Source organism: Pseudomonas sp., assembly GCF_046581935.1.
GTDB lineage: Bacteria > Pseudomonadota > Gammaproteobacteria > Pseudomonadales > Pseudomonadaceae > Aquipseudomonas.
The window spans coordinates 84,198-107,310 of sequence record NZ_JAYGFK010000018.1; the positions used below are offsets into that span (position 1 = coordinate 84,198).

A 23,113-nucleotide genomic window follows, 5' to 3' on the forward strand; every position below is an offset into this window, starting at 1 on the left:
AGCGCAAAATGGCACGTTTCTTTATCGACCGGCCGATCTTCGCCTGGGTTATCGCCATCATGATCATGCTTGGCGGCGGGATGTCGATCAGTCAGTTACCGTTGGAACAGTACCCCGACATTGCCCCGCCGACCGTCAATATCTCCGCGACTTACACCGGTGCCTCGGCCAAAACCATCGAGGACTCGGTGACCCAGGTCATCGAGCAGCAGATGAAGGGCCTAGATGGCCTGATGTACATGTCCGCCTCCAGCAGCTCGGCGGGCAGCGCCAGTATCAGCCTGACGTTCTCCAATGGCGTCGACGTCGATGTGGCGCAGATGCAGGTGCAAAACAAACTGCAGCAAGCCGAATCGCGCCTGCCGCAAGCGGTACAGAATCAGGGTGTCACGGTGACCAAGGGCGGTGGTGACTTCTTGATGATCGTCGCTTTTTGGTCGAACAACCAGAGCGTGACTAACACCGATATCGGTGACTTTATTGACAGCCAACTGCTCGATCAGGTCAGCCGTGTCGACGGCGTCGGCGAGGTACAGGCCCTTGGCTCGGGCTATGCCATGCGCATCTGGTTGGACCCCGCCAAGCTTGAGCAATACGCGCTGATGCCGTCGGATATCAGCAACGCTCTGGAGGCGCAGAATACTCAGGTGTCCGCAGGTCAGCTTGGCTCTCTGCCAGCTTCAGCTGGGCAGCAACTGAATGCGACCATCAGTGCGCGCAGCAAGCTCCAGACGGCGCAGCAGTTCCGCGACATTGTGCTCAAGAGCGCCAGCGACGGCTCGCTGGTGCTGCTTTCCGATGTGGCCAAGGTCGAGCTGGGTAGCGAAAGTTACGATGTAGTCACTGCGCTCAATGGCAAGCCGTCGGCGGCCATGGGCGTCAAGCTGGCCACCGGTGCTAACGCGCTGAGTGTGGCAAAGGCGGTAAAGCTCAAACTGGCGGAATTGGAGGTCAATTTCCCGGCTGATATGCAGCTGGAAACGGCCATTCCCTACGACACCACGCCATTTGTCAGCTTGTCGATTGAGGCGGTGGTGCAGGCGCTGTTCGAGGCTACGGCGTTGGTCGTGGTGATCATGTATCTGTTCTTGCAGAACTGGCGCGCCACCCTGATTCCCGCCATCACCGTGCCGGTGGTGTTGCTTGGTACGTTCGGCGTACTGGCGCTGTTCGGCTACTCAATTAACACCCTGAGCATGTTCGCGATGGTGTTGGCCATTGGCTTGTTGGTGGACGACGCCATTGTGGTGGTGGAGAACGTCGAGCGGGTGATGGCTGAAGAGGGGCTATCGCCGCTAGAGGCTACACGCAAATCGATGGCTGAAATTAGCGGTGCATTGATCGGCATTGCCCTGGTGTTGTCGGCTGTGTTTATTCCTATGGCCTTCTTTGGTGGCTCCACTGGGGCGATCTATCGGCAGTTCTCGGTGACCATCGTCAGCGCTATGCTGCTTTCGGTGCTGGTGGCCATGAGTCTCAGCCCGGCGCTGTGTGCCACCCTGCTCAAACCTATCGCCAAGGGCGAGGGGCATCAGGCTCGGGGCTTCTTCGGTTGGTTCAATCGCACCTTCGAACGCGGTGCGACACGCTACCAGCGCGGTGTGTCCAGTGTGATGCGGCGCAGCACGCGCATGCTGGCGTTTTACGCACTGATCCTAACTGTGTTGGCGGTGGGCTATATGCAGTTGCCGGGCGCCTTCTTGCCTGATGAGGATCAGGGTGTCTTGATGGCCATGGTCCAGTTGCCGGTTGGTGCCACTGATGAACGTACTCAGGCGGCCACCACAGAGTTGGTTGAGTACATGCGCGCCCAGCCCGAGGTCGACTCGCTGATCACAATTACCGGTCTTGGGATGGGCGGCAATGCGCAGAACACTGGCCGCGCCTTTATCAAACTGAAGGACTGGAGCGTGCGAGAAAGCTTTGAGCAGAACTCTGCCTTCGTGGCTCGGCGGGCCACCGGCGAGCTGTCATCGCTGCGCGATGCGAGCATTTTCGTGATGCAGCCGCCGGTCATTCGTGGCCTTGGTGACAGTTCCGGTTTCAACCTGCAACTGAAGGACGTCGGCGGCGTTGGCCATGATGCGTTAATTGCCGCGCGTAATCAGTTTCTCGCGCTGGCCGCGCAGAGTGACAAGTTGGTGGGCGTGCGTAGTAACGGTCTGGACGATACTCCTGAACTTCAGGTTGCTATCGATGATCGCAAAGCAGGTGCATATGGCCTGGCCCCCAGCGACATCAATAGCACCTTGGGTACGGCCATGGGCGGCAGCTATGTCAACGACTTTGTTTACAGTGGCCGGGTGAAGAAAGTCTATGTTCAGGGCGAAGTTGACAGCCGTATGCAGCCCAAGGATCTCGATCGCTGGTACGTGCGTAACGATGCTTCTGAAATGGTGCCGTTCAGCGCCATTGTCAGCAGTACCTGGGGCTTCGCTTCGCCGCTGTTAGAGCGCTACAACGGTAACGCTTCGTTGGAGCTGGTCGGTGATCCAGCCGATGGCGTCAGCTCGGGTGAGGCCATGGACGAGGTCGAGCGGATTATCGCGCAACTGCCGTCCGGCATCGGCTTCGAGTGGTCGGGGCAGTCTTATCAGGAGCGGTTGTCTGGCTCGCAGGCCCCGCTGCTCTATGCGCTGTCCATTCTGTTTGTGTTCCTCTGCCTGGCGGCGTTGTACGAGAGCTGGTCAGTCCCCTTCGCCGTGATGCTGGTGGTGCCTCTTGGGGTCGTTGGTGCTGTGCTTGGCAGTGGCCTGGCGGGGCAGAACAACGATGTGTACTTCCAGGTCGGTCTGCTCACCACCGTCGGTCTGGCGGCGAAGAACGCTATCCTCATTGTCGAGTTTGCCAAGCATTTGCAGGAGCAGGGTCAGGATCTACTCAGTGCCGCCATGGAAGCCTGTCGTCAGCGCCTGCGGCCGATTCTGATGACCTCTCTGGCCTTTATGTTCGGCGTACTGCCGCTGGCAATGAGCAGTGGAGCCGGGGCTGGCGGCCGCCAAGCCATCGGTACCAGCGTATTAGGCGGCATGTTCAGCGCCACGCTGCTCGGTGTTTTCTTCGTCCCGCTGTTCTTCGTTTTGGTGGGCCGCTTGAGTGCCCGTCGTGCGCCGGCTGATGCAGGAGTCGAAGTATGATTCGCCCGTCTCGTTTGACTCTGCTGTTGCCGGCTCTGCTGCTGGCGGGCTGTATAAACTTGGCCCCTGATTATCAACAACCTCAGGCACCGATTCCCCAGCAGTGGCCGAATAGTGCTGATCTGGGCAGTGCCTCCCTACAGAGCGGCTGGCAGTCGTTCTTCCTTGATGCCCGGCTCAAACAGGTTATTGAGCAGACGCTGGCCAATAATCGTGATCTGCGTATCGCCGCGCTCAATGTCGAGAAGGCCCGCGCTCTTTATCGGGTGCAGCGCGCTGAGCAATTGCCGACCATCAGTGCCGGGGTGAGTAGTAGTCACAGTCGCACACCATCCAGCCTTAGCGGTACGGGCAGCGCCAGCACAACGCACCAGTACAGCGCCGAGCTGGGGCTGAGTAGTTACGAACTGGATCTGTTCGGGCGAATTCGTAACCTCAGCGACGCCGCTCTGGAGGATTATCTGTCGCTTGAAGAAACACGGCGCAGTACGCAGATCAGTCTGCTGGCTGAGGTGGCCAATGCATGGCTGACCCTGGCTGCTGATCGGGACCTGCTCAAGCTGGCCGAGGATACGTTGACCAGTCAGCAGTCCAGCTATGAGTTGCAGCAGCGCAGTCACTCCTTGGGTAACACCTCGGGGCTGGCTCTGGCTCAGGCGCAGAGCACCGTGGAATCGGCTCGGGTTGACGTGGCGGCCTATCAGAGCCAGGTGCAGCAAGACCTTAATGCCCTCAATCTACTGGCCGGCACACAGCTGGCCGAGGAACTACTGCCTGCTGGACTGCGCGAGGATAGCGCCGAGCTGTTGGAGGTTCCTGCTGGTCTGCCTTCCAGTTTGCTGCAGCAGCGCCCTGATGTGCTGGCGGCTGAACACGACCTGAAGTCCTCCAACGCCGATATTGGGGCGGCACGCGCGGCGTTCTTCCCCAGTATCAGCCTGACTGCTAGCGCTGGCTCCAGCAGTGCGGCCTTAAGTGGGTTGTTCAAGGGGGGGAGTGGAGCCTGGAACTTCGCCCCGAGCATCAGCGTGCCGATCTTCGACGCTGGGGCCAACCGCGCCAACTTGCAGGTGGCCGAGCGTGAGCGCGACATTCAGTTGGCGACCTATGAAAAGACCCTACAGAGTGCATTCCGCGAGGTGGCTGATGTACTGGCTGAGCGCAGCACCCTGCGCCGGCGAATGGAGGCGCAGAAGGCGCTGACCGAGGCCACTGCTAGAAGCCAGCAACTGTCACAGGCGCTCTATCGCAATGGTGCCAGCAGTTACCTGGATGCTCTGGATGCGCAGCGCGAGCTGTATTCCGCACAGCAGAACTTGATCAGCTTGCAGCTGACCGAGCAGAGCAATCGCATCACCTTGTACCGGGTGCTTGGCGGCGGTATCACTGAATAATGGGACTAAACCAGCCCCATCCTTGTTTACCCCTAGAGGTGTAATGATATGAACAGAACCCTAATTGCCAGTTTTACTATCGCTTTGCTGTCCGCCAGCCCGCTGCTGTCGGCCGCGCCACAGGGCTACGATGATATGCAGCAGGGTCACGCCCAGAACGGCGGTAAGGCCCACACTAGCCCCCAGCAGAACCCTGGTAAAGGTCAGAGCAAACCTGAGCAACAGCAGCAAAAAAAGCAGATGAATAGCCATTCTCAGAACGGCGGCAAGGGTTCAGGTAGTCCGCAGCAGGGCCCAGGTAAAGGCCAGGGCAAACCAGGGCAATCGCCGCAAAAAAACCAGATGAACAGCCATTCTCAACAACCACCCAAGGACTTTTCCTCGGTACACCAGGCTTTTCGTGAGCGTCGTGGACAGATCGGCCAAGGCGGGCCTGTACCTGCCAATGTCCGTATCCAGAGAGGCAAGCCGCTGCCGCATGGCTATGGCAAGCGCCTAGATGACAGAGCACTACAAGGCTTGCCACATTATCAGGGTTACGAATGGCGTCGGGTTGGCAGCGATGTTGTTTTGGTAACCGTCGCCACCGGCATCGTGTACACCATTTTGCAAGGTGTGCTGAACTGACCTGCAATCGTTAACCTTGGGGTAACGATTGCTCCCCGGGGTTGATTGATGACCCAAGGGTCACACTTCTAATGTGTCTCCACGACAGCGGAACTCGTGGAGTCTTCAATGACAACAACAATATCCCCACCGCCGCAATGGTCGCGTCGTCGCGCTGAAAAAGCTCGACGTCTCGATCAGGTGCGCACCCTCGCCGATGGCGTGGTTTTGCCCAGTGACAAAATCGTCGCTGCGCTCGAGGCTTTGATCGCTCCCGGCGATCGCGTGGTACTCGAAGGCAACAACCAGAAACAGGCTGACTTTCTCTCGCGCTCGTTGGCCAAGGTTGATCCTGGCCGCTTGCATGACCTGCACATGATCATGCCGAGCGTCAGTCGCGCCGAGCACCTTGATCTGTTCGAACGCGGCATCGCCCGTAAGCTCGACTTCTCTTTCGCTGGCCCGCAAAGCCTGCGCATTAGCCAACTGCTTGAAGATGGCCGGCTCGAAGTCGGTGCCATCCACACTTATATCGAACTCTACTCGCGCCTGTTGGTGGACTTGATCCCCAATGTTGCGTTGGTGGCTGGCTTTCAGGCCGACCGTCACGGCAACATTTATACCGGGCCGAGCACTGAAGACACCCCTGCATTGGTCGAGCCCACCGCGTTCAGCGATGGCATCGTGATCTTCCAGGTCAATGAAATTGTCGACGAGCTGCCGCGCGTGGACATTCCGGCTTCCTGGGTGGATTTCGTGGTGGTGGCCGACAAGCCGTTCTACATCGAACCGCTGTTCACCCGTGACCCGCGCCACATCAAGCCGGTGCACGTACTGATGGCGATGATGGCGATTCGCGGCATCTACGAAAAACATAACGTACAGTCGCTCAACCATGGCATTGGCTTCAATACCGCCGCCATCGAACTGATCCTGCCGACCTACGGCGAGTCCCTGGGGCTGAAGGGCAAGATCTGCCGCAACTGGACGCTTAACCCGCACCCAACCCTGATTCCCGCCATCGAAACCGGCTGGGTGCAAAGCGTGCATTGCTTCGGCACCGAGTTGGGGATGGAGAACTACATCGCTCAGCGCCCGGACGTGTTCTTTACCGGTCGTGACGGCTCGATGCGCTCCAACCGCATGATGTGTCAGCTAGCTGGGCAGTACGCGGTCGACCTGTTTATTGGCGCCACCTTGCAAGTGGATGGTGATGGCCATTCCTCCACCGTCACCCGTGGTCGTCTCGCCGGCTTTGGTGGCGCGCCGAACATGGGCCACGACCCGCGCGGTCGTCGTCATCCGACACCGGCCTGGCTGGACATGGCGACGCCCGGCGGCGAAGGCCCAGTGACCATGCTTGAGCGTGGCAAGAAGCTCGTGGTGCAGATGGTCGAGACCTTCCAGGAAGGCGGTAAACCCACCTTCGTCGAACAGCTCGATGCCATTGAAGTGGCGAAGAAAAGCGGCATGCCGCTGGCGCCGATCATGATCTACGGCGACGACGTGACCCACCTGCTCACCGAGGAAGGCATCGCCTACCTGTACAAAGCGCGCTCGCTGGAAGAGCGTCAGGCGATGATCGCCGCTGTGGCCGGGGTTACCGCTATCGGCCTGCGCCACGACCCGAAAGACACCGCGCGCATGCGTCGTGAAGGGCTGATCGCGCTGCCAGAAGACCTCGGTATCCGCCGCGCCGATGCCAGCCGCGAATTGCTCGCTGCCAAGAGCATTGCCGAGCTGGTCGACTGGTCGGGTGGTTTGTACAACCCACCCGCCAAATTCAGGAGCTGGTGATGAGTGCAGTCAACGCACGACAACCGCAGCTGTCGCTTAGCGAGTGCCTGGCAGACCTGGCGGTAGATGCCCTCATTGATGAGGCCGATCTGTCGCCAAAGCCGGGGCTGGTCGACAAACGCGGCAGCGGTGCGCACACCGACCTGCACCTGGGTTTGATGCACGCCTCGGCACTGTCGTTGTGGCCGTGCTTCAAGGCGATGGCCGATGCCGCGCTTGAGCATGGCGCAGTGAGCCTGGCGCTGCGCGAAGCAATCGGCCAGATCGGCCGCGCCGGTGAAGCGGAGATGCTGCGTGTTACCGATGGGGTGAACACTCATCGCGGTGCAATTTGGGCGCTGGGCCTGCTGACCGCTGCTGCGGCGTTGGATGCTCGCAGCTTGGGCGCCGGCGATGTGACCCTGCGGGCCGCGCGTTTGGCTCTGCTCAATGACCGTCGCGCCCCAGTCAATGGCGACAGCCATGGTGCCAGGGTCTGCCGTTTATATGGCGTACGCGGTGCTCGCGAGGAAGCGCAGCTGGGCTTCCCGGCAGTGACCCAGCAGGCGTTGCCGCAGTTGCAGCGCAGCCGTGAGAGCGGTGCAGGTGAGCAGAATGCTCGGCTGGATGCCTTGCTGGCGATCATGACCACCCTGACTGATACCTGTGTGCTCTACCGCGCGGGCCTGGCTGGCCTAAGCAGCATGCAGAGCGGCGCCCGAGCGGTGCTCAAGGCCGGCGGCTGCGCCAGCCTGGAAGGCCGTCGGCGTCTGCGTGAACTCGATTACGACATGTTGAGGCTGCGTGCCTCGCCCGGCGGTGCAGCCGATTTGCTCGCCGCGTCTTTATTCCTCGACCGCCTGCAGCCTGCGCTGCACGCGCAGATTGGGAGTGTTTAAGCATGGAAACCCTGTCCTTTGAATTTCCCGCTGGGCAACCAAGCCAGCGCCGTGCCCTGGTGGGTTGTGTTGGCTCCGGTGACCTTGAAGCGATGTTCGAGCCTGGTACGGCCGGCACCCTGTCGATTCAGGTGGTGACCTCGGTAAACGGCAGCGCGTCGCGTTGGCAGCAACTGTTTGAGCGCATGTTCCGTGAGCAGCAACTGCCGGCCCTGAACATTTCCATTCATGACTTTGGTGCAACCCCAGGCGTAGTTCGCCTGCGTTTGGAGCAAGGCCTGGAGGAGTTGTCCCATGAGTGATGCAAATATTCAGCGCCTGCTTGGGCAGCGCAGTTTTACCGAGTTGGGTGCGCGCCAGCGTGCCCGTGGCTTACTCGATGCCGGTAGCTTTCGTGAGTTGGTCGATCCCTTTGCCAAGGTGATTTCGCCGTGGCTACCCAAGCAGGGCATCGTGCCGCAAGCCGATGACGGCGTAGTCGTCGGCAAGGGCCTGATCGATGGTCAGCCCACAGTGATTATCGCCATTGAAGGCGCGTTTCAGGGCGGCAGCCTCGGTGAAGTAGGCGGGGCAAAGATTGCCGGTGCTCTGGAACTGGCTGCTGAAGATAACCGTAACGGCACGCCGACCCGCGCCGTGCTGTTGCTGGAGACCGGTGGCGTACGTTTGCAGGAGGCCAACCTCGGCCTGGCTGCGATTGCCGAAATTCAGGCGGCGATTGTCGACTTGCGCCAGTACCAGCCGGTGATCGGCCTAGTCGCCGGCCCGGTGGGTTGCTTCGGCGGTATGTCGATTGCCGCTGGCCTGTGCAGCTATTTGCTGGTGACCCGTGAGGCGCGCCTGGGCCTGAATGGTCCGCAAGTGATTGAGCAGGAGGCTGGAGTTGACGAGTACGACTCACGTGATCGGCCGTTTATCTGGAGCATGACCGGCGGCGAGCAGCGCTACGCCAGCGCTCTGGTCGATGGCTATCTCGCCGACGATGTCGAGCCGATTCGTCAGGCGCTGATTAGCTTGTTCCGCCAAGGTAAACCTGAGCTGGAACGCAGCCGCCGGCATGCCTGGTTCCTCGAGCGCTTGCAGCGTGTCGATACCAGCGTGCAGGCCGATGCCGCTGCCGTGCGCAGCGCCTATCAAGGAGAACAAGCATGAGCAGCACAACCGAACAACGTGGGCGTAATTGGTTTCAGGCGCTGAGTGCTGGTGCTTCTGCTATTGAAGGTTTGCCGGCTTCCTTGCTGGTTGCCGACAGCGAGTTGGCGGGTCAGCGGGTGCGTTACCTGGCGGTGGTGGCGGATGCCAATAATCCGTTTCCCCGGGCGCGCAATGGTGAAGTCGGGCTGCTGGAAGGCTGGGGTTTGGCCAAGGCCGTGGACGATGCCATCGCTGCTGACGCCGGGCGCACCGACAAGCGGGCACTGATCGCCATTGTTGATGTGCCGAGCCAGGCCTACGGCCGTCGCGAGGAGGCCTACGGCATTCACCAAGCGCTGGCCGGTGCAGTTGATGCTTACGCCCGTGCTCGTTTGGCCGGGCATGCGGTGATCGGGTTGTTGGTGGGTAAGGCGATGTCTGGTGCCTTTCTCGCTCACGGCTATCAAGCGCAGCGCCTGATTGCCCTGCGTGACCCCGGTGTCATGGTGCACGCCATGGGCAAAGCGGCGGCAGCACGGATCACCCTGCGCAGCATTGAGGAGCTGGAAGCCCTGGCTGCCAGCGTGCCGCCTATGGCCTACGACCTGGACAGCTACAGCTCCCTGGGTTTGCTTTGGGAAAGCCTGTCGGTTGCACAGATTGCTCAGCCCTCGGCCGAAGACTGCGCGCGCGTAGAGGATTGCCTGACCCAGGCGCTGGCCGATATCGCCTGCGGCAGTAAGGATTTGCGCGGTCGTTTGGGCGCGCCCAATCGTGCTGCGTCATCTCAGGTGCGTGAGCTTTTGCGTGCGCAGTGGTAGCGCGGCAAGGCCGCCCGTGGTTTTGACTAGCAGCACCGTAAGGAGCTTCTGATGAGCAGCGAACAGTCCGTGACACACAGTCCCCATGACTTGCTTTGGGGTCTGACCCCACAGCATCTGGCGACTGATGCCCCGGCCTGGGTGCAGGCAGCACTGGCGCGCTATGCGCCGGTGGTGGTGCGCCGCGCTTTTGCCGAGCCCGGTTGGGTCGCGGTAGGGGTGCGTGGGATTGCCCGTGAAGAGCGTTTCGCCACCTTTATGCGCTTAGCCGATGTGCGTCGTCGGGTTAGCCCGGAGGCCGTGGCGCGGGCAGGGCGTTGGACGAGCCACGCGCATCGCGAGTGGCCAGCTATGCGTGCGCTGCAAACGTTGGCACCGCAACTGAATGCTGATGGCTTGCGCTGGGGGGTAACTGGCAGCCTGGGGTTTGAATTGGCCAGCGGTTTGTCGGCGGCTCATCCGGCCAGTGACCTGGACGTGCTGATTCGTGCCCCGCAACCCTTGTCTCGGGCTTGGGCGCAGACGTTATGTAGCCGGCTTGATGGCATGCCAGGTCGGGTGGATGTGCAATTGGAAACCCCCCATGGCGCATTGGCTCTGCGCGAGTGGGCCTATGGCGCCGCACGGGTGTTGCTCAAGTGTAATTCGGGGCCGCTGCTGGTCAGCGACCCTTGGGCTGTAGAGCAGGCTGCGGCATGAGTACGCTTTGGGCATTTCCCGGCCAGGGCGCGCAACAACCAGGCATGCTGCATGGTTTGCCGGATGTGCCTGTCGTCCAGGCCTGCCTGGAGGAAGCAGCGGATGTGCTTGGCGAGCCGGTGATGGAGCTGGACAGTGCCGATGCGCTGCGCAGCACCCGCGCTGTGCAGCTGTGTCTGTTGCTTGCTGGGGTCGCTGGTGCCCGGCTCTTGATGGCGCGTGATGTACAGCCCGACTACGTTGCCGGGCTATCTATCGGCTCCTACCCTGCAGCGGTGGTGGCCGGTGCCCTGGCATTTGCCGATGCCGTACGCTTGGTCGCCCTGCGCGGTGAGTTGATGCAGCAGGCTTACCCGAGTGGCTATGGCATGACCGCCATCCTGGGGCTTGATCTGGCAACGATTGAGCGCCTGTTGGCCGAGGTTAACGGGCCTGAACTGCCTGTGTTTCTGGCCAATATCAATGCAGAAAACCAACTAATTATCGCCGGTAGCCACACCGCCATGGCGTGCGTGGCTGATCGCGCACGCGTGCTCGGTGCTGGCATGGCCAAGCCTCTGGCAGTTAGCGTGCCTTCACATTGCGCCTTACTCGCCGAGCCTGCCGCGCGGCTGGCCGAGGCTTTTGCCACTGTCACGTTGCTGCGACCACAGTTGCGTTACCTGAGCGCAAGCTCGGCGCGGTTACTGAGCGATCCCGAGCAATTACGCGACGATCTGGCCTACAACATGTGCCGGGTCGTCGATTGGCAGGGCACCTTACAGAGCGCCTTTGAGCGCGGTGTGCGCCTGCATCTCGAACTGCCGCCGGGCAGCGTGCTGAGCGGCCTGGCTCGGCGGGTATTTGAGCCCGGAATGGTCCTCACCTTTCAAGGTTCGCGCCTGGATACACTGGACGCCATGTTGCGCCAGGAGGTGAATCGGAGCCGATAGCAACACCGATTACCGAAGGACAAAAACAATAACTTCGACGTGTGATACGAGGATAAAAATAATGATTATCTACGGTGTGGCCTTCCTGGCCTTCTGTACCCTGGCAGGCATCTTTATCGGTGAATTGCTGGGTAAATTAATCGGCGTACCGGCTAACGTCGGCGGTGTCGGCATCGCCATGATGCTGTTGATCTTCCTGGGCAGTTACCTGCACAAACGCGGAATACTCGACGCAACGTCGGAGAAAGGCGTGGCGTTCTGGAGTGCCATTTACATTCCTATCGTGGTCGCCATGGCCGCTCAGCAAAACGTCTACGGTGCCCTTAGTGGCGGGCCAATGGCGATTATCGCGGGCACCCTGGCGGTGGTCTTGGCTTTTGCGCTGGTGCCAGTGCTGAGTCGAATCGGGCAACCAAAGCCTGAAGCGTCCGATGCAACTCCCCTGACCAAATCGCCACGGTGATCGATATGTACGAATCCTTAATGAAAGTACTTACCAGCTACGGCTTGCTCAGCGGTTTTGCCATCATTGGCCTGACCATGTGGGTGTCTTACTGGATCTCAAACACCTTCACTAAAGGCCGCTTGCATGGGTCGGCTATTGCCATTTTGCTGGGCCTGCTGTTGTCCTATATCGGTGGTGCTTACACCGGTGGGACCAAGGGTTTGGTAGATATCCCGCTGTTTGCCGGGGTAGGGCTGCTGGGTGGGGCGATGCTGCGTGACTTTGCCATTGTTGCGACTGGCTTTGGCGTGAGCGTTGAAGAACTCAAACGGGCAGGTTTTGCCGGGGTGCTGGCGCTATTTGTCGGCGTGGGCGCGTCATTTGTGGCGGGGGTTGGTGTGGCAATCGGCTTTGGCTATACCGACGCGGTTAGCCTGACCACCATCGGCACTGGCGCGGTGACCTATATCGTCGGCCCGGTGACGGGGGCGGCAATCGGTGCCAGCTCGGAAGTGATGGCACTGTCGATCGCTGCCGGTTTGGTTAAGGCAATCCTGGTGATGGTGGCAACACCTTTCGTGGCACCCTATATCGGCCTGAATAACCCGCGCAGTGCGGTGATCTTTGGCGGTTTGATGGGCACCTCCAGCGGTGTTGCCGGCGGCCTGGCGGCTACCGATCCTAAGCTGGTGCCTTACGGTTGCCTCACTGCGGCGTTCTATACCGCATTGGGCTGTCTGCTTGGGCCGTCGCTGCTGTTCTTTATCATGCGCGGTCTGATGGGCTAAATCCTGCCTTTAGCTGATAGTCATTGCGTGCTCTGTACGGCAATGGCTATCAGCTGGGCGGTATCAGTTGCCAGGCACTGCGTGCTTGAGGCTGTACATGCGGCATTCGGCAAGAAGCGCGAGCAGGTTGGGGTCGCGCTCCTTGGCCTTAAGAAATACCACGCCAATGTGCTGTTGCAGGTGGTACTTAGCTTGCAACGGGATCAAGCGCACACGGTTCTCGTACACCGCTGCAATCCGCCCCGGTAGCAGGGCATACCCCACCCCTGAACTGACCATGCTGAGCAAGGTAAATATGTCGTTTACCTGCATCGCCACTTTCGGCTCGAACCCCGCCTGCTGAAATACCCGCGCACCGTCTAGGTGGGTGGCGAAACCTTGGGTCAGGGTAATGAATGTCGAGTCACGCAGGTCCGCCAGGTCTACTTCGGGCTGCTCTGCGAAGGGCGAGTCCACGGGGACGGCAAGGAAGATATCGTCGGCAAATAACGCCAGCTGCTCACAATCGGGGTCGCTGATGCTGTCATTGAGCGCCACTAGAATGGCGTCCAGCTCGACGTTTTTCAGCTTGTACAGCAAGTCGACGTTGGAGCCGAGGATCAGGTCGATATTCAACTCACTGCGGCGCAGCTTCAGGCCCATGATCAATTGCGGTACGGTTTTCACTGTCAACGAATACAGCGCGCCGAGCTTGAAGCGTTCCGCAGAGAAACCGGCTGCTTCGCGGGTCATGCGTACGCTGTCGACGACGTCTTGCACCAGTTTCTGCGCCCGCTCTTCGAGCACGTAAGCGCTTTCTAGCGGGATCAGGTTGCGCCCTTCGTGCTTGAACAGTGGGCAGCGCAGGGCGCTTTCCAGCGAGTGAATGGCGCGGTGCACACTGACGTTGCTGGTATTCAGCTCGCTGGCGGCTCGCGTCAGGTTGCCACTGCGCATGAAGGCCAGAAAGATCTCCAGCTTCTTCAGGGTCAGTTCTTCATCGATCAGCATCGGTCCAGCACTCGTCAGGGTAAGTGGCGATTGTGCCGCATCAGGTCGCAGATGTGTGCCTGTACCTTGGTGGTAGAGGCTTAGGGTCTGTTGCCGTTTCCCGCGCAACCTCACTGGCCCCGGCGTGGCCGCGAGTTAAACGGCAACAGGCCTTAGCCGCAGGTCATGCGCTCGATTACTTCGGCCTCATCGATATCGATGTTCAGGCGGTGCGCGTCGTAATCCATGGTCATCGCATCGTTGGGTGCGAGCACGCGGGTGGTCTGCGCGCCGGACTGGGCCTGGGCCTGATTAACCAGTTCCAGGCTAATGGTTTTGCCCTGTAGGTTCTGCACGGCCTCGGCGTTGCAACGGCCGTGGTTATTGCTTGGGCTGGCTTGTTCGCTGGGCGCGGGCTTGGTGGAGCTGCAGCCAGCGAGGGCGGCGATCAGCGGCAGGTAACAGAGGTGGGTCAAGCGCATTGGGTTTTCCTCGTAAGGAGTCAAGCCGATTACGGCGTGGCGGTTTGCCTCAAGGGTGTTTGCGATAGGTTAACAGGACGATCCCGCTGACCACGATTACGCCACCGGTGATCTGCATCGGGCTTAACGTCTGGCCGAGAATCAACCAGCCGAGAATTAGCGTCGCCACGGGTTCAACATTCATCACCGGAGCATTACGCGCCATGTCCAGGCGTGGCATGCAGACGAACAACAGGGTGAAGCCAAAACCGTAGAGCAGCGTCAGGGCACCTAGACCATACCAGCCGACTGCCGCGTTGGGCAGGTTTAGGCCGCCGGGTATCAGCTCAGCACGGCCAGCTAGCGCAGCACAGCTGAATACAATCATCATGGTCAGCATGCTGCGTAGGGTGCCGCGCATGTGCGACAGCTTGTGCTCGGTGACCCACAACGCGCAGGCAAAAGCGCAGGCGGCGAAAGAGGCCAGGCTGATACCCAGCAGCCAGTTCGGCCTAGCGCCAGCGCTGCCGCTCAGGTGTGCGGGAACATCAAGGGCGAAGAGCAGGCCCACGAGGATCAGGCCCATCAGCCAGGCGGTGCGTTGGGTCGGTGCTGGGCCACCCAATGCCCAGGTGAGCAAAGCCAGGAGTATCGGGAAGGTGTTGGCCACCAGCAGCGCCAGGGCTACCGGAATACGTGCCACGGCGGAATACAGAGCCAGGCTCTGCAAGGCGATCAGCACCCCCAGCAGCAGTTGCCAGCGACCAGTACCAGCGGGTAGGCGCAGGGGTTGGCGCTGCCAGAACACCAGCACCGCGAGCACGCAGAAGGTGATCCCGGAGCGAAACAAAATTGCCAGCAGCACACCCGCGTTATGGTCGAATGCCGTGCGCGCAGCAATGTGGTTACCCGCGAATGCGCAGGCCAGAAAAGCCAGCAGCGCCACTGCAAGGCGGCGGGGAAAGGGCGGGGCAACAGGCATGGAATCGGTGAATCCTTTACGCGGGCAGCAGAGCCCAAGAGGGCTGATAGGTTACCTCACATGCTGTGCGCAGTGCTGCGCTAGCCAGCAGTGTTTTCCATTCTGCAGGAGGTGCACTGCTTTAGGTTGTTGTTCGGTAAGGTGCGCAGTTCGCGCAATACAGCTTGTGCTGGAAAATAGTCCTACGGTGACGGGGGTTCCCACATATTTTTTGCCGGTCGAGCATTACCAACTGAGCTTTGCGGTGGCGCAAGGTGGCTTTAGTGAGTGATGAGTCGATGCCATGTGCGGCGCGCTGTTGTCGTGTTTGAGATGCTGATTGGCACGGTCTTACATAGGTGGCCTTTCAACAGTCTGTTAAGGTCCATCCCTGCTTCAGGCAAGCGCTACAGTGGCTGCGGTTACTTCATATGCCGGTAAGCAACGAGAAGTCCGCATGTTTAGTGCATGCGAACCCCTTACGCTTGGTTGTTATGGGCTTTGCGCGGCGCAAGTGAGTTGTGCTGCTGACCGCGGGGCAAGACGTTTCGCATTTCCGCCAATTTGACTATTCCACTATCGCTGTAGGTGAGTAATGAGCCTTTCTATTGGCCCCGAGGCTTTGCCAGCACGCTCCTGGCGTGTTGTCTGGGCTGCTGCGATTGGTAACGGGCTGATCACTTATGACTTCACGGTCTACAGCTTTTCGGCCGCGATTATCGGCACGCTGTTCTTTCCCGCCGCCGACCCGCTGGCGTCGTTGCTGTTATCCCTGCTGACCTTCGGCGCAGGCTTCGCCATGCGCCCTGTGGGGGCCTTGGTGATTGGCCATATAGCCGACCGCAAAGGGCGTAAGCCAGCGCTGATGTTGTCCATAGGTTTGATGCTGCTGGGCACCGGAGTGATTGCGTTTGCCCCAACCTATGAGTCCATCGGCGCTAGCGCTATGTTACTGATGGTCAGCGCCAGGCTTATTCAGGGGTTTGCTGCGGGAGGGGAAATCGGTGTGGCTTCTGTGGTGCTGATGGAACTGGCGCCACGTGCTCAGCGTTGTTACATCGTCAGCTGGCGTTCATCCAGCCAGGTAATGGCGGCCCTGCTTGGCGCGTTAGTGGGCGCAGCGCTGAGCTTCTCACTGTCAGCGCAGGCCATGCTTGAGTGGGGCTGGCGAATGCCTTTCGTGCTCGGCTTGTTGCTGGTGCCGGCAGGTTGGTATCTGCGTTATCACTTGGTCGAGCCGGTGAGCATTGCGCCACAACGCTCCTCCCTCAAACGTGTGCTGACTCTGCATGCCCGTACGCTCTGGCTGGGTATTGCCCTGATGGCGGCACCCACTTCGGGGATCTACCTGCTGGTGTATTACATGCCGACTTATCTAGTCAGAAACCTCGGTATGTCATCTGGGGTAAGCCTGATTTCGGCCTGCGTTTCCAGCGTGGCGATTGTCACGGCACTGCCGTTGTTGGCACGTTTTGCTGACCGCCAGGCCGCCAGGAAAACCACTCAATACGTCACCCTAATTGCCAGCATGCTGCTGGTTTTCCCCGCTTTTATGCTGTTGATTCACGGGGTCGGGGTTGTTGCGTCGATCTTGATTATTGGTGGCTATAGCGCCTTGCTGATGGGCAACAATGCGGTCACCACGGTAATGATGGTGGAGGCTTTTGCGGTGCACGATAGGGCCACGGGTACCTCAATCATGTACAGCGTGGGCGTCACGTTATTTGGCGGCTTTTGTCCGTTTATTGTTACTTGGCTGATTCATGCCACCGGCAGCCTGATGGTGCCGGCCTGGTATCTGCTGGCCGCGTTGTGCGTGAGTCTCTTCGCGCTCTATCACTTTCCAGGGGCGTCACGCTCTACTCAGGCGGCGTGAGCCATCTGTTTATAAGCGCGGCAGGGTGGCCGCGCGCAAATCACTGGGTGCCATTTCATGGACTCGGCGAAAGGCGCGGGTGAAGTCCGAGGCGCTGCCAAAGCCGAGGTCGTAGGCAATATCCAGAACCGGCACGTGCGGCTGCTTGATCAGTTGCTCGGCGGCTTCGCGTAAGCGGCAACGCAGGATGTACGCGGCCAGCCCGCCTTCATGCTCAAACAAGCGGTAGAGCGTGGCGCGCGGTAGCTGTAAGTCCTGCAGCAAGCGCTCGGGTGACAAATCGTCGTTATACAGATTGGTTTGAATATAACGGCGCGCCTTGCTAAGCATCACGCTGCGCGCCGCTGCCCGCGCATTGCCGCTGAGTTTGGCCTGCTTGGTAAACGCACAGAGGAGTAATTGGGCGCTGCCTTGCAACGCCATACGAGCCTCTGTAGTTGGCAGCGTCGGTATTTCCTGGGAGAGCGCCATAAGCTGTTCAATCAGCACGCCGGCCAAGGGGTGGCTAGGGTCCAGTGTGCGGCCATGCAGTGATTCAGCCTCGCTGCATTGCGCGTCTACCCAGGCCCGTGGCGCGAATAACGACAGCACGCGGCAGGCACTGCGTTGCATGCGTAGCGGCTGATTAAGATCCAGCACGATGACGCTGGCCGAGTAGGGCGTGCGCTTTTTCTGCGGCCTGGTTGCAGCCAACGCTATACCGCCCTGGATAAATACCTGGAACACGTAGTCGCGCTTGTTATCGGTTGAGATACGCGCAATAGAGCGGCTCAGTGATAGCGGGTCGGAATAGCAGTCAGTCAGCGTCCAGTCACCCAGCTTGTAGCGATCAATCAAGGCATTGAATGGCTGTTCAAGCTGCTTCTGCGCGGGCAACACGTCGATAACGTGGCCAACCCGCTCACGCCAGGCCAGGATTTGCTGCTGCATGGGCAGGTGGCGTACATCAAAGCGGTCATGCTCAGGCATACCCAGATGGGTTTGGTGAACGATTGCGCCATGTTGGGGCATTTTCAGAGAGTCTCAGGTGAGGGCGTTACGCCTAGCTATACGGCTGGTCGATTTAGCCGGCAAAGCAAGCAGATTATGGGCCACGGTACACGCCATACCGGCAGCCCGATAGCGGCGACAGCCGATTAGCACTGAATAAACTGCAACGCAGGGTCAAGGCTGCCTGTCACTTGCTCAGCATAATGGTTTAACAACCGTTGGCGTATGCCAGAGCTGATCAAGTACCTGCAATATTCGGGAAGACAACCATGACCTTAAAAATGCGCGCCCGCCAACTTGGCCAAGGGATGACCGAGTACATCATCATCGTCGCGCTGATCGCCATTGCCGCGATCGTCGTTTACAACCTGTTTGGTGACACTGTGCGCGGCCAAGTGGGTGATATGGCCGCCGAACTGGGCGGCGGTACCGCCAGCGGTACGGGGGCGACCAAGGGTACTGCCGCTGGCGTTGAAGCGGCCAACGACACCTATAACTTGGGTGACTTTAAGCAGAGCGAGACTGGCAAGTAACCCGCCAGTCTAATGGCCAGCCCATGAGCAGACTGCGCCAGAGCGGCCAGGCGATGATCGTTGGCTTGTTATTTTTGGGCATGATGGTGGTCGCGATGCTGCTGGTGTACAACCACGGCATCCTCACGCGTGACCGCGTGCAACTGGAGAACGCCGCCGATGCGGCGGTTTACTCGCAAGCCAAGTTGTTTGCCCGCAACCAGAACTTCATCGCCTACACCAATCGGGCGATGGTGGCCAACGAGATGTCCATTGGTCAGATGGTGGCTATGATGTCTTGGGCCAAGCGTTATCAGAATATCCCGCAGTGGATTAACTCGTTCCCGCCCTATCAAATTCCGATTGCGCCGCCGTCGCCCAAACCGTCGTTCAGTGAAGTGCTCAACGCGGTGTATTCGCCCTACATCGCACTGGGCACAGGTGTGAATGCGGTGGCCAATGCCATGGTCGGCTTTTACCCGACCACCGTCTCCTATTTCAATATGGCGTTGTCGATGTTCCAGAAGGCCTTTGCCGTGGCGACCGTCGAGGCGCAGATGGAGGGCATGCTGGATGTGGTCGAGGCGCATCGCAACCGCTCTGCGGGCGACCCCGGCGATGACTTGTATATTCCCATGCTGGGCTACTTCTTTCTCGCGCAGAACACCGCGCTGACCTATTACGGCGACAAATTCAGCTACGAAAACCTGCGTAATGCGGCCAATGCCGTTGCCGGTGGCGTGGGCAAAAACGCGGTTAGCTCGTTCCTCGGTAGCGGCGACGGCCCGGCCACGCTGCTGGTGGATACCAGCCCCGGGCGTTACAGCGACAGCAACTCAGCGGCCGCCACCAACGGCAATGCCCGCACCGCCTACAAGCAGTTTGCTGCGATGATCAACGGCGGGCGTAACCAGTGGTTGAGTAATCGTAAGTTTGAGCTAACAACGCCCACGTTAAATTCCCCCGAACTGCCGTTCTTTCTCGGGCCCTTGGTGATCACCCTACAGTTTTCCCTGCAGGCGGGCTCGTACAACGACGGCGGCACGGCGTACCGCTACAACCCTAAGCGGACCAACTCGAATAACGACAAGATCGAGCGTTACGCCTGGACCTCGATTGATTCGACGTCGCTGGGCTTCAAGCTGGGTATCAAATTGGGCGTCGATATATGCCTTTGGATCCCCTTTGTGGGTAAAAAGTGCTTCGGCATATACCACCCTGATCCGTTCACCATCGCTCTGGGTATGCCCATCGGCGAGGCCACTGAGCAGTTAGTGGCCGAGCAGGCTGATGCTATGCGTCTCTCAACGCAGTGGGGCAAGACCGGCATGAGCCAGCCCGGGCCGGATGGCATGTACGGTGATGTCTTCGATGAAGTGCATCGGGTGACCTACATGTGGGGTAATGCAATGCAGGCCTACGGGGCCTTGCCCACCGATGTGTCGACCAGTTATGCCGGGCCGCCAGCGTTCTTCTCCTTGAACCCGCTGTTTGCCAGTAAAGGCACCAGTCACGAGTTCAGCATCGCCGTGGCCAAGCGCTTGAGCGATGTGCCGACCACCGACAGCCCGGATGGGCTCAACCTCAATGGTTCGGCCGGCAACAACCTGTACCGCTTCCAACTGCAGACCGCCAGCGCCCGTGACGCCGGCGCTGAGGTGCTGTGGCGCGAAGCCGATGCGCTGATGACGGTGTCCTCGGCAGAAACCTACTTTGCCAGCCCGCGTAGTACCAGCGAGGTGGCTAGCGAGTACAGCCCGTTTTGGGATGCCCGCCTGCGCGAGCCGAGCGAGATCACCCGACGCATCGCCAATGGTGAGCTGGACCCGTTCCAACTGCTCGCCGACCTGAACCTGACCGATGGCGTGATGGGCGTGGCCCGTTGGGTGATTGATATGACCATGAGCAGCCTGGTCGAGCCGGCCAAGGCGCAGATCCTCGACAAGGTGCCATCGCCCGTCAAAGCCTATGCCGAGAAGGTTGTCGATAGCGTGGTCGATACGGTCGGCAGTGCGGCGAAAGACGCGACCCTCAGCGAGATTGGGAGTTACAACCCATGAGCGCGCGCTATGTCTGCACGGCCAAGCGTTGTCAGGGCCAGGCCATGACCGAGTTCGTGGTAATGACCAGCGGCGTGCTGTTGGTGCTGTTTCTGGTGGTGCCGGCGCTGGGCAAACTGCTCGACATGAGTTTTCAGACCCAGGTGTTGGCCCGTTATGTCGCCTGGGAACGCACCGTTTGGTACGCCGCCGGCAACCAGCCCGGTGAAACCAGCGAACCGGGCGCGGACATCGCCTTGCGCAGCGACAGCGATATTGCCGGCAGCGCACAGAAGCGCCTACTGAGCTTCAGCAAAGCCCCCGAAGTGCTGTCCAGCAATGACGTTAGCGGGTTGGGCAATAAACCTGTGCATGCGCTGTGGCGCTGGAGTAACGGCCAGCAGATGCTCAGCAGTGGCGGCCTGGACAACGGCAGCTTAGCCGCGCATGACACACCCTCGGTGGCCTACGACGTATTGACTGTTTACAACGACGGCATGGACCTGCTGATGACGCCCCTGACCATGTTGAAAATCCAGAAGGATGATGACTTTCTACAGGTGGCGCACCCCACCGAGAACTACTTCAAACCCAGCGTCAGCCTCCAGGTCAACCTGGCCGGGAGCGGCGCGGAAGGCGGTGCTAAGCACGGCTTTTTACCGACAATCCTGACCTTGCGGGCCAACAGTGCGGTGCTGGCCGATGGCTGGAACGCCCAAGGCGATCACCACTTCCAAGAGCGCGTTGATGACTTTGCCATCGGCACCATGATGGACAACGCCGTGGTCAATGCGGTGATCGACGTGATCGGCATCTTTGAGCCGTCCTTTGCCGATGTCGATTTCGCAGCAGTCGATATCAAGCCGATCCCGCAGGCTCAGGTGAAATGTGATTACGGGTTCTGTTACTTCAATGAATAGGCCATGGCTGTGCGCACTCGCCCTCTGCGCTGGCTGGTTGCCCTGCGCTTTGGCTCAGGCCGACTGTGATTTCGATGATTTCCCGGTGCTCGACGAGATGGTCGTGGCCAGCATTGCCGAGCAGCTGCAGTGGAACAATCAGCCGATGAACGTCAAAGCATTCAGCTTCGACGGACCTGAGTCGAGCATCAGCGCGTTCTATGCCGGTAAATGGCAAGACGCAGTGGACTTCAGCAAGTTTGGCGACTGGCAGCAAATTCTGCATATCAGCGAAGAGTGCCTGATGATGGTTCAGGTGCAGGCGCACAACGGCCAGAGCAGCGGCCGGCTGATGTTGGTCAACCCGCCGGCTGCCGAGTTGGCGAGCCGTGTGCTCGGCAGTGGCGTACCGATGCCACCCGATGCCGTGGTGGTTTCCGACATGCAAACCCAGGACGGCGCCAGCCAGGGGCAACTGGTAATGCTGGCCAGTAGCGAAAGCCTGGAGGACAACCTGCGCTGGTATCAGAGCGAAATTCTCCGCGCAGGATGGCAGACCAACCACTTGGCGCAACAGCAGAACGACGCCACGCTGATCTGCAGCAAGGGCCGTGAACAACTCTCAGTGGTGTTCTTGCGGCATGAGGGGTTTACCCAGATGCTGCTTAATCGGGTCGAGCGCTGATGCGCCGCCAGCAAGGCCAGTCCATGGCCGAATATCTGGTTGTACTGGGCGTTAGCGGCAGCCTGATTGCGGCACTGACCCTGCTGCCCTGCGATGAGGCCAACAGCAGCAAAGGCTGCATCCCGACCATTCTTGATGCCTTGCACAACAACTATCAAAGCTACTCCGCGTCGCTCAGCGGCGTGCAGGACTATGGCGCCGTAGCGCTTGCCGAGCCACCCAGTAGCACGCCGCCAGCAGCTGATGACGACAGCGATGATGCCGACCAAGGCGATCAAACCGGTGATACACCGGACTCGGCGACCGAGACCTTACAGGTGCAGGAAATCCTCGACAGCTCCGGCAATGTCATTGGCACCCTACAGGACGGGCGTGTCATCGATGCCAATGGCAATGACATCGGTGTCTACGTGTTCGACGCCTCAACCGGGGTACAAACGGTGGTGATCGATGGCCAGACCGTAGTTGTCAGCCTGAATACGCTGATCATCGGCAGCGATGGTAAGACGGCGGTATTGAAAGCCTTCGTCAACGCCCAAGGCCAGGTGGTGGGCTTTGGCTACTTCGAGTCCGGTGGTTACTACGATTCCACCAGCGCCAGCAAAGTCAGCGTACCAAGCGGCACCCAAGCGGTGGCGATTCGGCCGGTAAAAACCCGTGATGACCAGGGTAACGACCAGGACTACGGCTACGAAGCGGGTGGCTACTTCTATTCACTGAAAAGCGTACTGACGCCTCAAGGCGCTTATACCAGTCCATTGGTCGCAGATGGTGAACTGGTTGAGATGCGTTTGTCCGAGCCCGCGACGGCGGATGCCTGGAGTAACTACGCCACTTGCGTAGTCCGCGAGCCAGGCTGGACCACCCGCGAGCTGAGCGGTTACGCGGGAAGTGGCAATTATTCCTTCGACAAGTACGACGATCTCAACATGACTACGAGCAATAACAACGCCGTGGCCACGCCGGATACAACCAGCGGTTTTATCGCAGCGAGCGATGTCGGTTCAGGCCTTTGCCAAGGGCGTTGGGTTCTCGAGGAAAGCGCGAGGAATTGGACCCTAAGTGGGCCTTTCAAGACCGTGCAATGACG

At 59.8% G+C, this 23,113-nt stretch carries 22 protein-coding genes; 18 read left to right on the forward strand and 4 right to left on the reverse strand.

The window, feature by feature from the left end; genetic code table 11:
* Nucleotides 1-8: 8 nt before the first annotated feature.
* From VCA57_RS16555 to madM, 12 genes are all read left to right on the forward strand, one after another.
* Nucleotides 9-3,137: an efflux RND transporter permease subunit gene (locus tag VCA57_RS16555; RefSeq protein WP_411186174.1), complete on the forward strand. Its 3,129-nt coding sequence runs from the start codon at nucleotides 9-11 to the stop codon at nucleotides 3,135-3,137.
* Nucleotides 3,134-4,531 carry an efflux transporter outer membrane subunit gene (locus tag VCA57_RS16560; RefSeq protein WP_411186175.1) on the forward strand — a complete coding sequence of 466 codons (1,398 nt, stop codon included), beginning with the start codon at nucleotides 3,134-3,136 and terminating at the stop codon, nucleotides 4,529-4,531. Before VCA57_RS16555 ends, VCA57_RS16560 begins: the two co-directional genes overlap by 4 nt.
* Nucleotides 4,532-4,579: 48 nt before the next feature.
* Entirely contained in the window at nucleotides 4,580-5,158 is a 579-nt protein-coding gene (locus VCA57_RS16565; protein ID WP_411186176.1) for an anti-virulence regulator CigR family protein, read from the forward strand.
* 108 nt (nucleotides 5,159-5,266) lie between these two features.
* Nucleotides 5,267-6,934 carry a malonate decarboxylase subunit alpha gene (gene mdcA / locus VCA57_RS16570; RefSeq protein WP_411186177.1) on the forward strand — a complete coding sequence of 556 codons (1,668 nt, stop codon included), beginning with the start codon at nucleotides 5,267-5,269 and terminating at the stop codon, nucleotides 6,932-6,934.
* Nucleotides 6,934-7,812, forward strand: coding sequence for a triphosphoribosyl-dephospho-CoA synthase (locus VCA57_RS16575; RefSeq protein WP_411186178.1), 879 nt, complete (start codon nucleotides 6,934-6,936; stop codon nucleotides 7,810-7,812). The genes mdcA and VCA57_RS16575 overlap by 1 nt, the downstream gene beginning before the upstream one ends.
* Nucleotides 7,813-7,814: 2 nt before the next feature.
* Nucleotides 7,815-8,114, forward strand: a complete 300-nt coding sequence (locus tag VCA57_RS16580) for a malonate decarboxylase subunit delta (protein ID WP_411186179.1) — start codon at nucleotides 7,815-7,817, stop codon at nucleotides 8,112-8,114.
* Complete coding sequence (locus VCA57_RS16585) at nucleotides 8,107-8,964, forward strand: biotin-independent malonate decarboxylase subunit beta (protein WP_411186180.1); 858 nt, start codon at nucleotides 8,107-8,109, stop codon at nucleotides 8,962-8,964. Before VCA57_RS16580 ends, VCA57_RS16585 begins: the two co-directional genes overlap by 8 nt.
* Nucleotides 8,961-9,767 carry a biotin-independent malonate decarboxylase subunit gamma gene (gene mdcE, locus VCA57_RS16590; RefSeq protein WP_411186181.1) on the forward strand — a complete coding sequence of 269 codons (807 nt, stop codon included), beginning with the start codon at nucleotides 8,961-8,963 and terminating at the stop codon, nucleotides 9,765-9,767. The genes VCA57_RS16585 and mdcE overlap by 4 nt, the downstream gene beginning before the upstream one ends.
* Nucleotides 9,768-9,818: 51 nt before the next feature.
* Entirely contained in the window at nucleotides 9,819-10,466 is a 648-nt protein-coding gene (locus tag VCA57_RS16595; RefSeq protein ID WP_411186182.1) for a malonate decarboxylase holo-ACP synthase, read from the forward strand.
* Nucleotides 10,463-11,398 carry a malonate decarboxylase subunit epsilon gene (gene mdcH / locus VCA57_RS16600; RefSeq protein WP_411186183.1) on the forward strand — a complete coding sequence of 312 codons (936 nt, stop codon included), beginning with the start codon at nucleotides 10,463-10,465 and terminating at the stop codon, nucleotides 11,396-11,398. The genes VCA57_RS16595 and mdcH overlap by 4 nt, the downstream gene beginning before the upstream one ends.
* Before the next feature lie 61 nt (nucleotides 11,399-11,459).
* Nucleotides 11,460-11,861 carry a malonate transporter subunit MadL gene (gene madL / locus VCA57_RS16605; RefSeq protein ID WP_411186184.1) on the forward strand — a complete coding sequence of 134 codons (402 nt, stop codon included), beginning with the start codon at nucleotides 11,460-11,462 and terminating at the stop codon, nucleotides 11,859-11,861.
* A 5-nt stretch (nucleotides 11,862-11,866) separates the two neighbouring features.
* Nucleotides 11,867-12,631, forward strand: a complete 765-nt coding sequence (gene madM, locus VCA57_RS16610) for a malonate transporter subunit MadM (protein ID WP_411186185.1) — start codon at nucleotides 11,867-11,869, stop codon at nucleotides 12,629-12,631.
* Nucleotides 12,632-12,694: 63 nt separating this feature from the next.
* On the opposite strand, the gene VCA57_RS16615 is transcribed toward madM, so the two are convergent.
* The 3 genes from VCA57_RS16615 to VCA57_RS16625 form a co-directional block, all read right to left on the reverse strand.
* On the reverse strand, nucleotides 12,695-13,621 hold the full coding sequence (locus tag VCA57_RS16615) for a LysR substrate-binding domain-containing protein (RefSeq protein ID WP_411186186.1): 927 nt from the start codon (nucleotides 13,619-13,621) through the stop codon (nucleotides 12,695-12,697).
* 152 nt (nucleotides 13,622-13,773) lie between these two features.
* Complete coding sequence (locus VCA57_RS16620; protein ID WP_411186187.1) at nucleotides 13,774-14,082, reverse strand: I78 family peptidase inhibitor; 309 nt, start codon at nucleotides 14,080-14,082, stop codon at nucleotides 13,774-13,776.
* A gap of 49 nt (nucleotides 14,083-14,131) precedes the next feature.
* A complete protein-coding gene (locus VCA57_RS16625) occupies nucleotides 14,132-15,043 on the reverse strand; it encodes an EamA family transporter (protein WP_411186188.1) in 912 nt (303 codons plus the stop codon).
* Between the two features lie 574 nt (nucleotides 15,044-15,617).
* Here VCA57_RS16625 and VCA57_RS16630 point away from each other — a divergent pair.
* Entirely contained in the window at nucleotides 15,618-16,898 is a 1,281-nt protein-coding gene (locus VCA57_RS16630) for an MFS transporter (protein ID WP_411186189.1), read from the forward strand.
* Nucleotides 16,899-16,907: 9 nt separating this feature from the next.
* On the opposite strand, the gene VCA57_RS16635 is transcribed toward VCA57_RS16630, so the two are convergent.
* A complete protein-coding gene (locus tag VCA57_RS16635) occupies nucleotides 16,908-17,909 on the reverse strand; it encodes a helix-turn-helix transcriptional regulator (RefSeq protein ID WP_411186190.1) in 1,002 nt (333 codons plus the stop codon).
* A gap of 248 nt (nucleotides 17,910-18,157) precedes the next feature.
* Here VCA57_RS16635 and VCA57_RS16640 point away from each other — a divergent pair, with 248 nt between their 5' ends.
* The 5 genes from VCA57_RS16640 to VCA57_RS16660 are packed head-to-tail and all read left to right on the forward strand — an operon-like array spanning nucleotide 18,158 to nucleotide 23,111.
* On the forward strand, nucleotides 18,158-18,421 hold the full coding sequence (locus tag VCA57_RS16640; protein WP_411186191.1) for a hypothetical protein: 264 nt from the start codon (nucleotides 18,158-18,160) through the stop codon (nucleotides 18,419-18,421).
* Between the two features lie 23 nt (nucleotides 18,422-18,444).
* Nucleotides 18,445-20,460 carry a hypothetical protein gene (locus VCA57_RS16645; protein WP_411186192.1) on the forward strand — a complete coding sequence of 672 codons (2,016 nt, stop codon included), beginning with the start codon at nucleotides 18,445-18,447 and terminating at the stop codon, nucleotides 20,458-20,460.
* Complete coding sequence (locus VCA57_RS16650) at nucleotides 20,457-21,359, forward strand: hypothetical protein (protein ID WP_411186193.1); 903 nt, start codon at nucleotides 20,457-20,459, stop codon at nucleotides 21,357-21,359. Before VCA57_RS16645 ends, VCA57_RS16650 begins: the two co-directional genes overlap by 4 nt.
* Nucleotides 21,352-22,023, forward strand: a complete 672-nt coding sequence (locus VCA57_RS16655) for a hypothetical protein (RefSeq protein ID WP_411186194.1) — start codon at nucleotides 21,352-21,354, stop codon at nucleotides 22,021-22,023. The genes VCA57_RS16650 and VCA57_RS16655 overlap by 8 nt, the downstream gene beginning before the upstream one ends.
* Nucleotides 22,023-23,111 carry a hypothetical protein gene (locus tag VCA57_RS16660; protein WP_411186195.1) on the forward strand — a complete coding sequence of 363 codons (1,089 nt, stop codon included), beginning with the start codon at nucleotides 22,023-22,025 and terminating at the stop codon, nucleotides 23,109-23,111. Before VCA57_RS16655 ends, VCA57_RS16660 begins: the two co-directional genes overlap by 1 nt.
* Nucleotides 23,112-23,113: the final 2 nt, after the last annotated feature.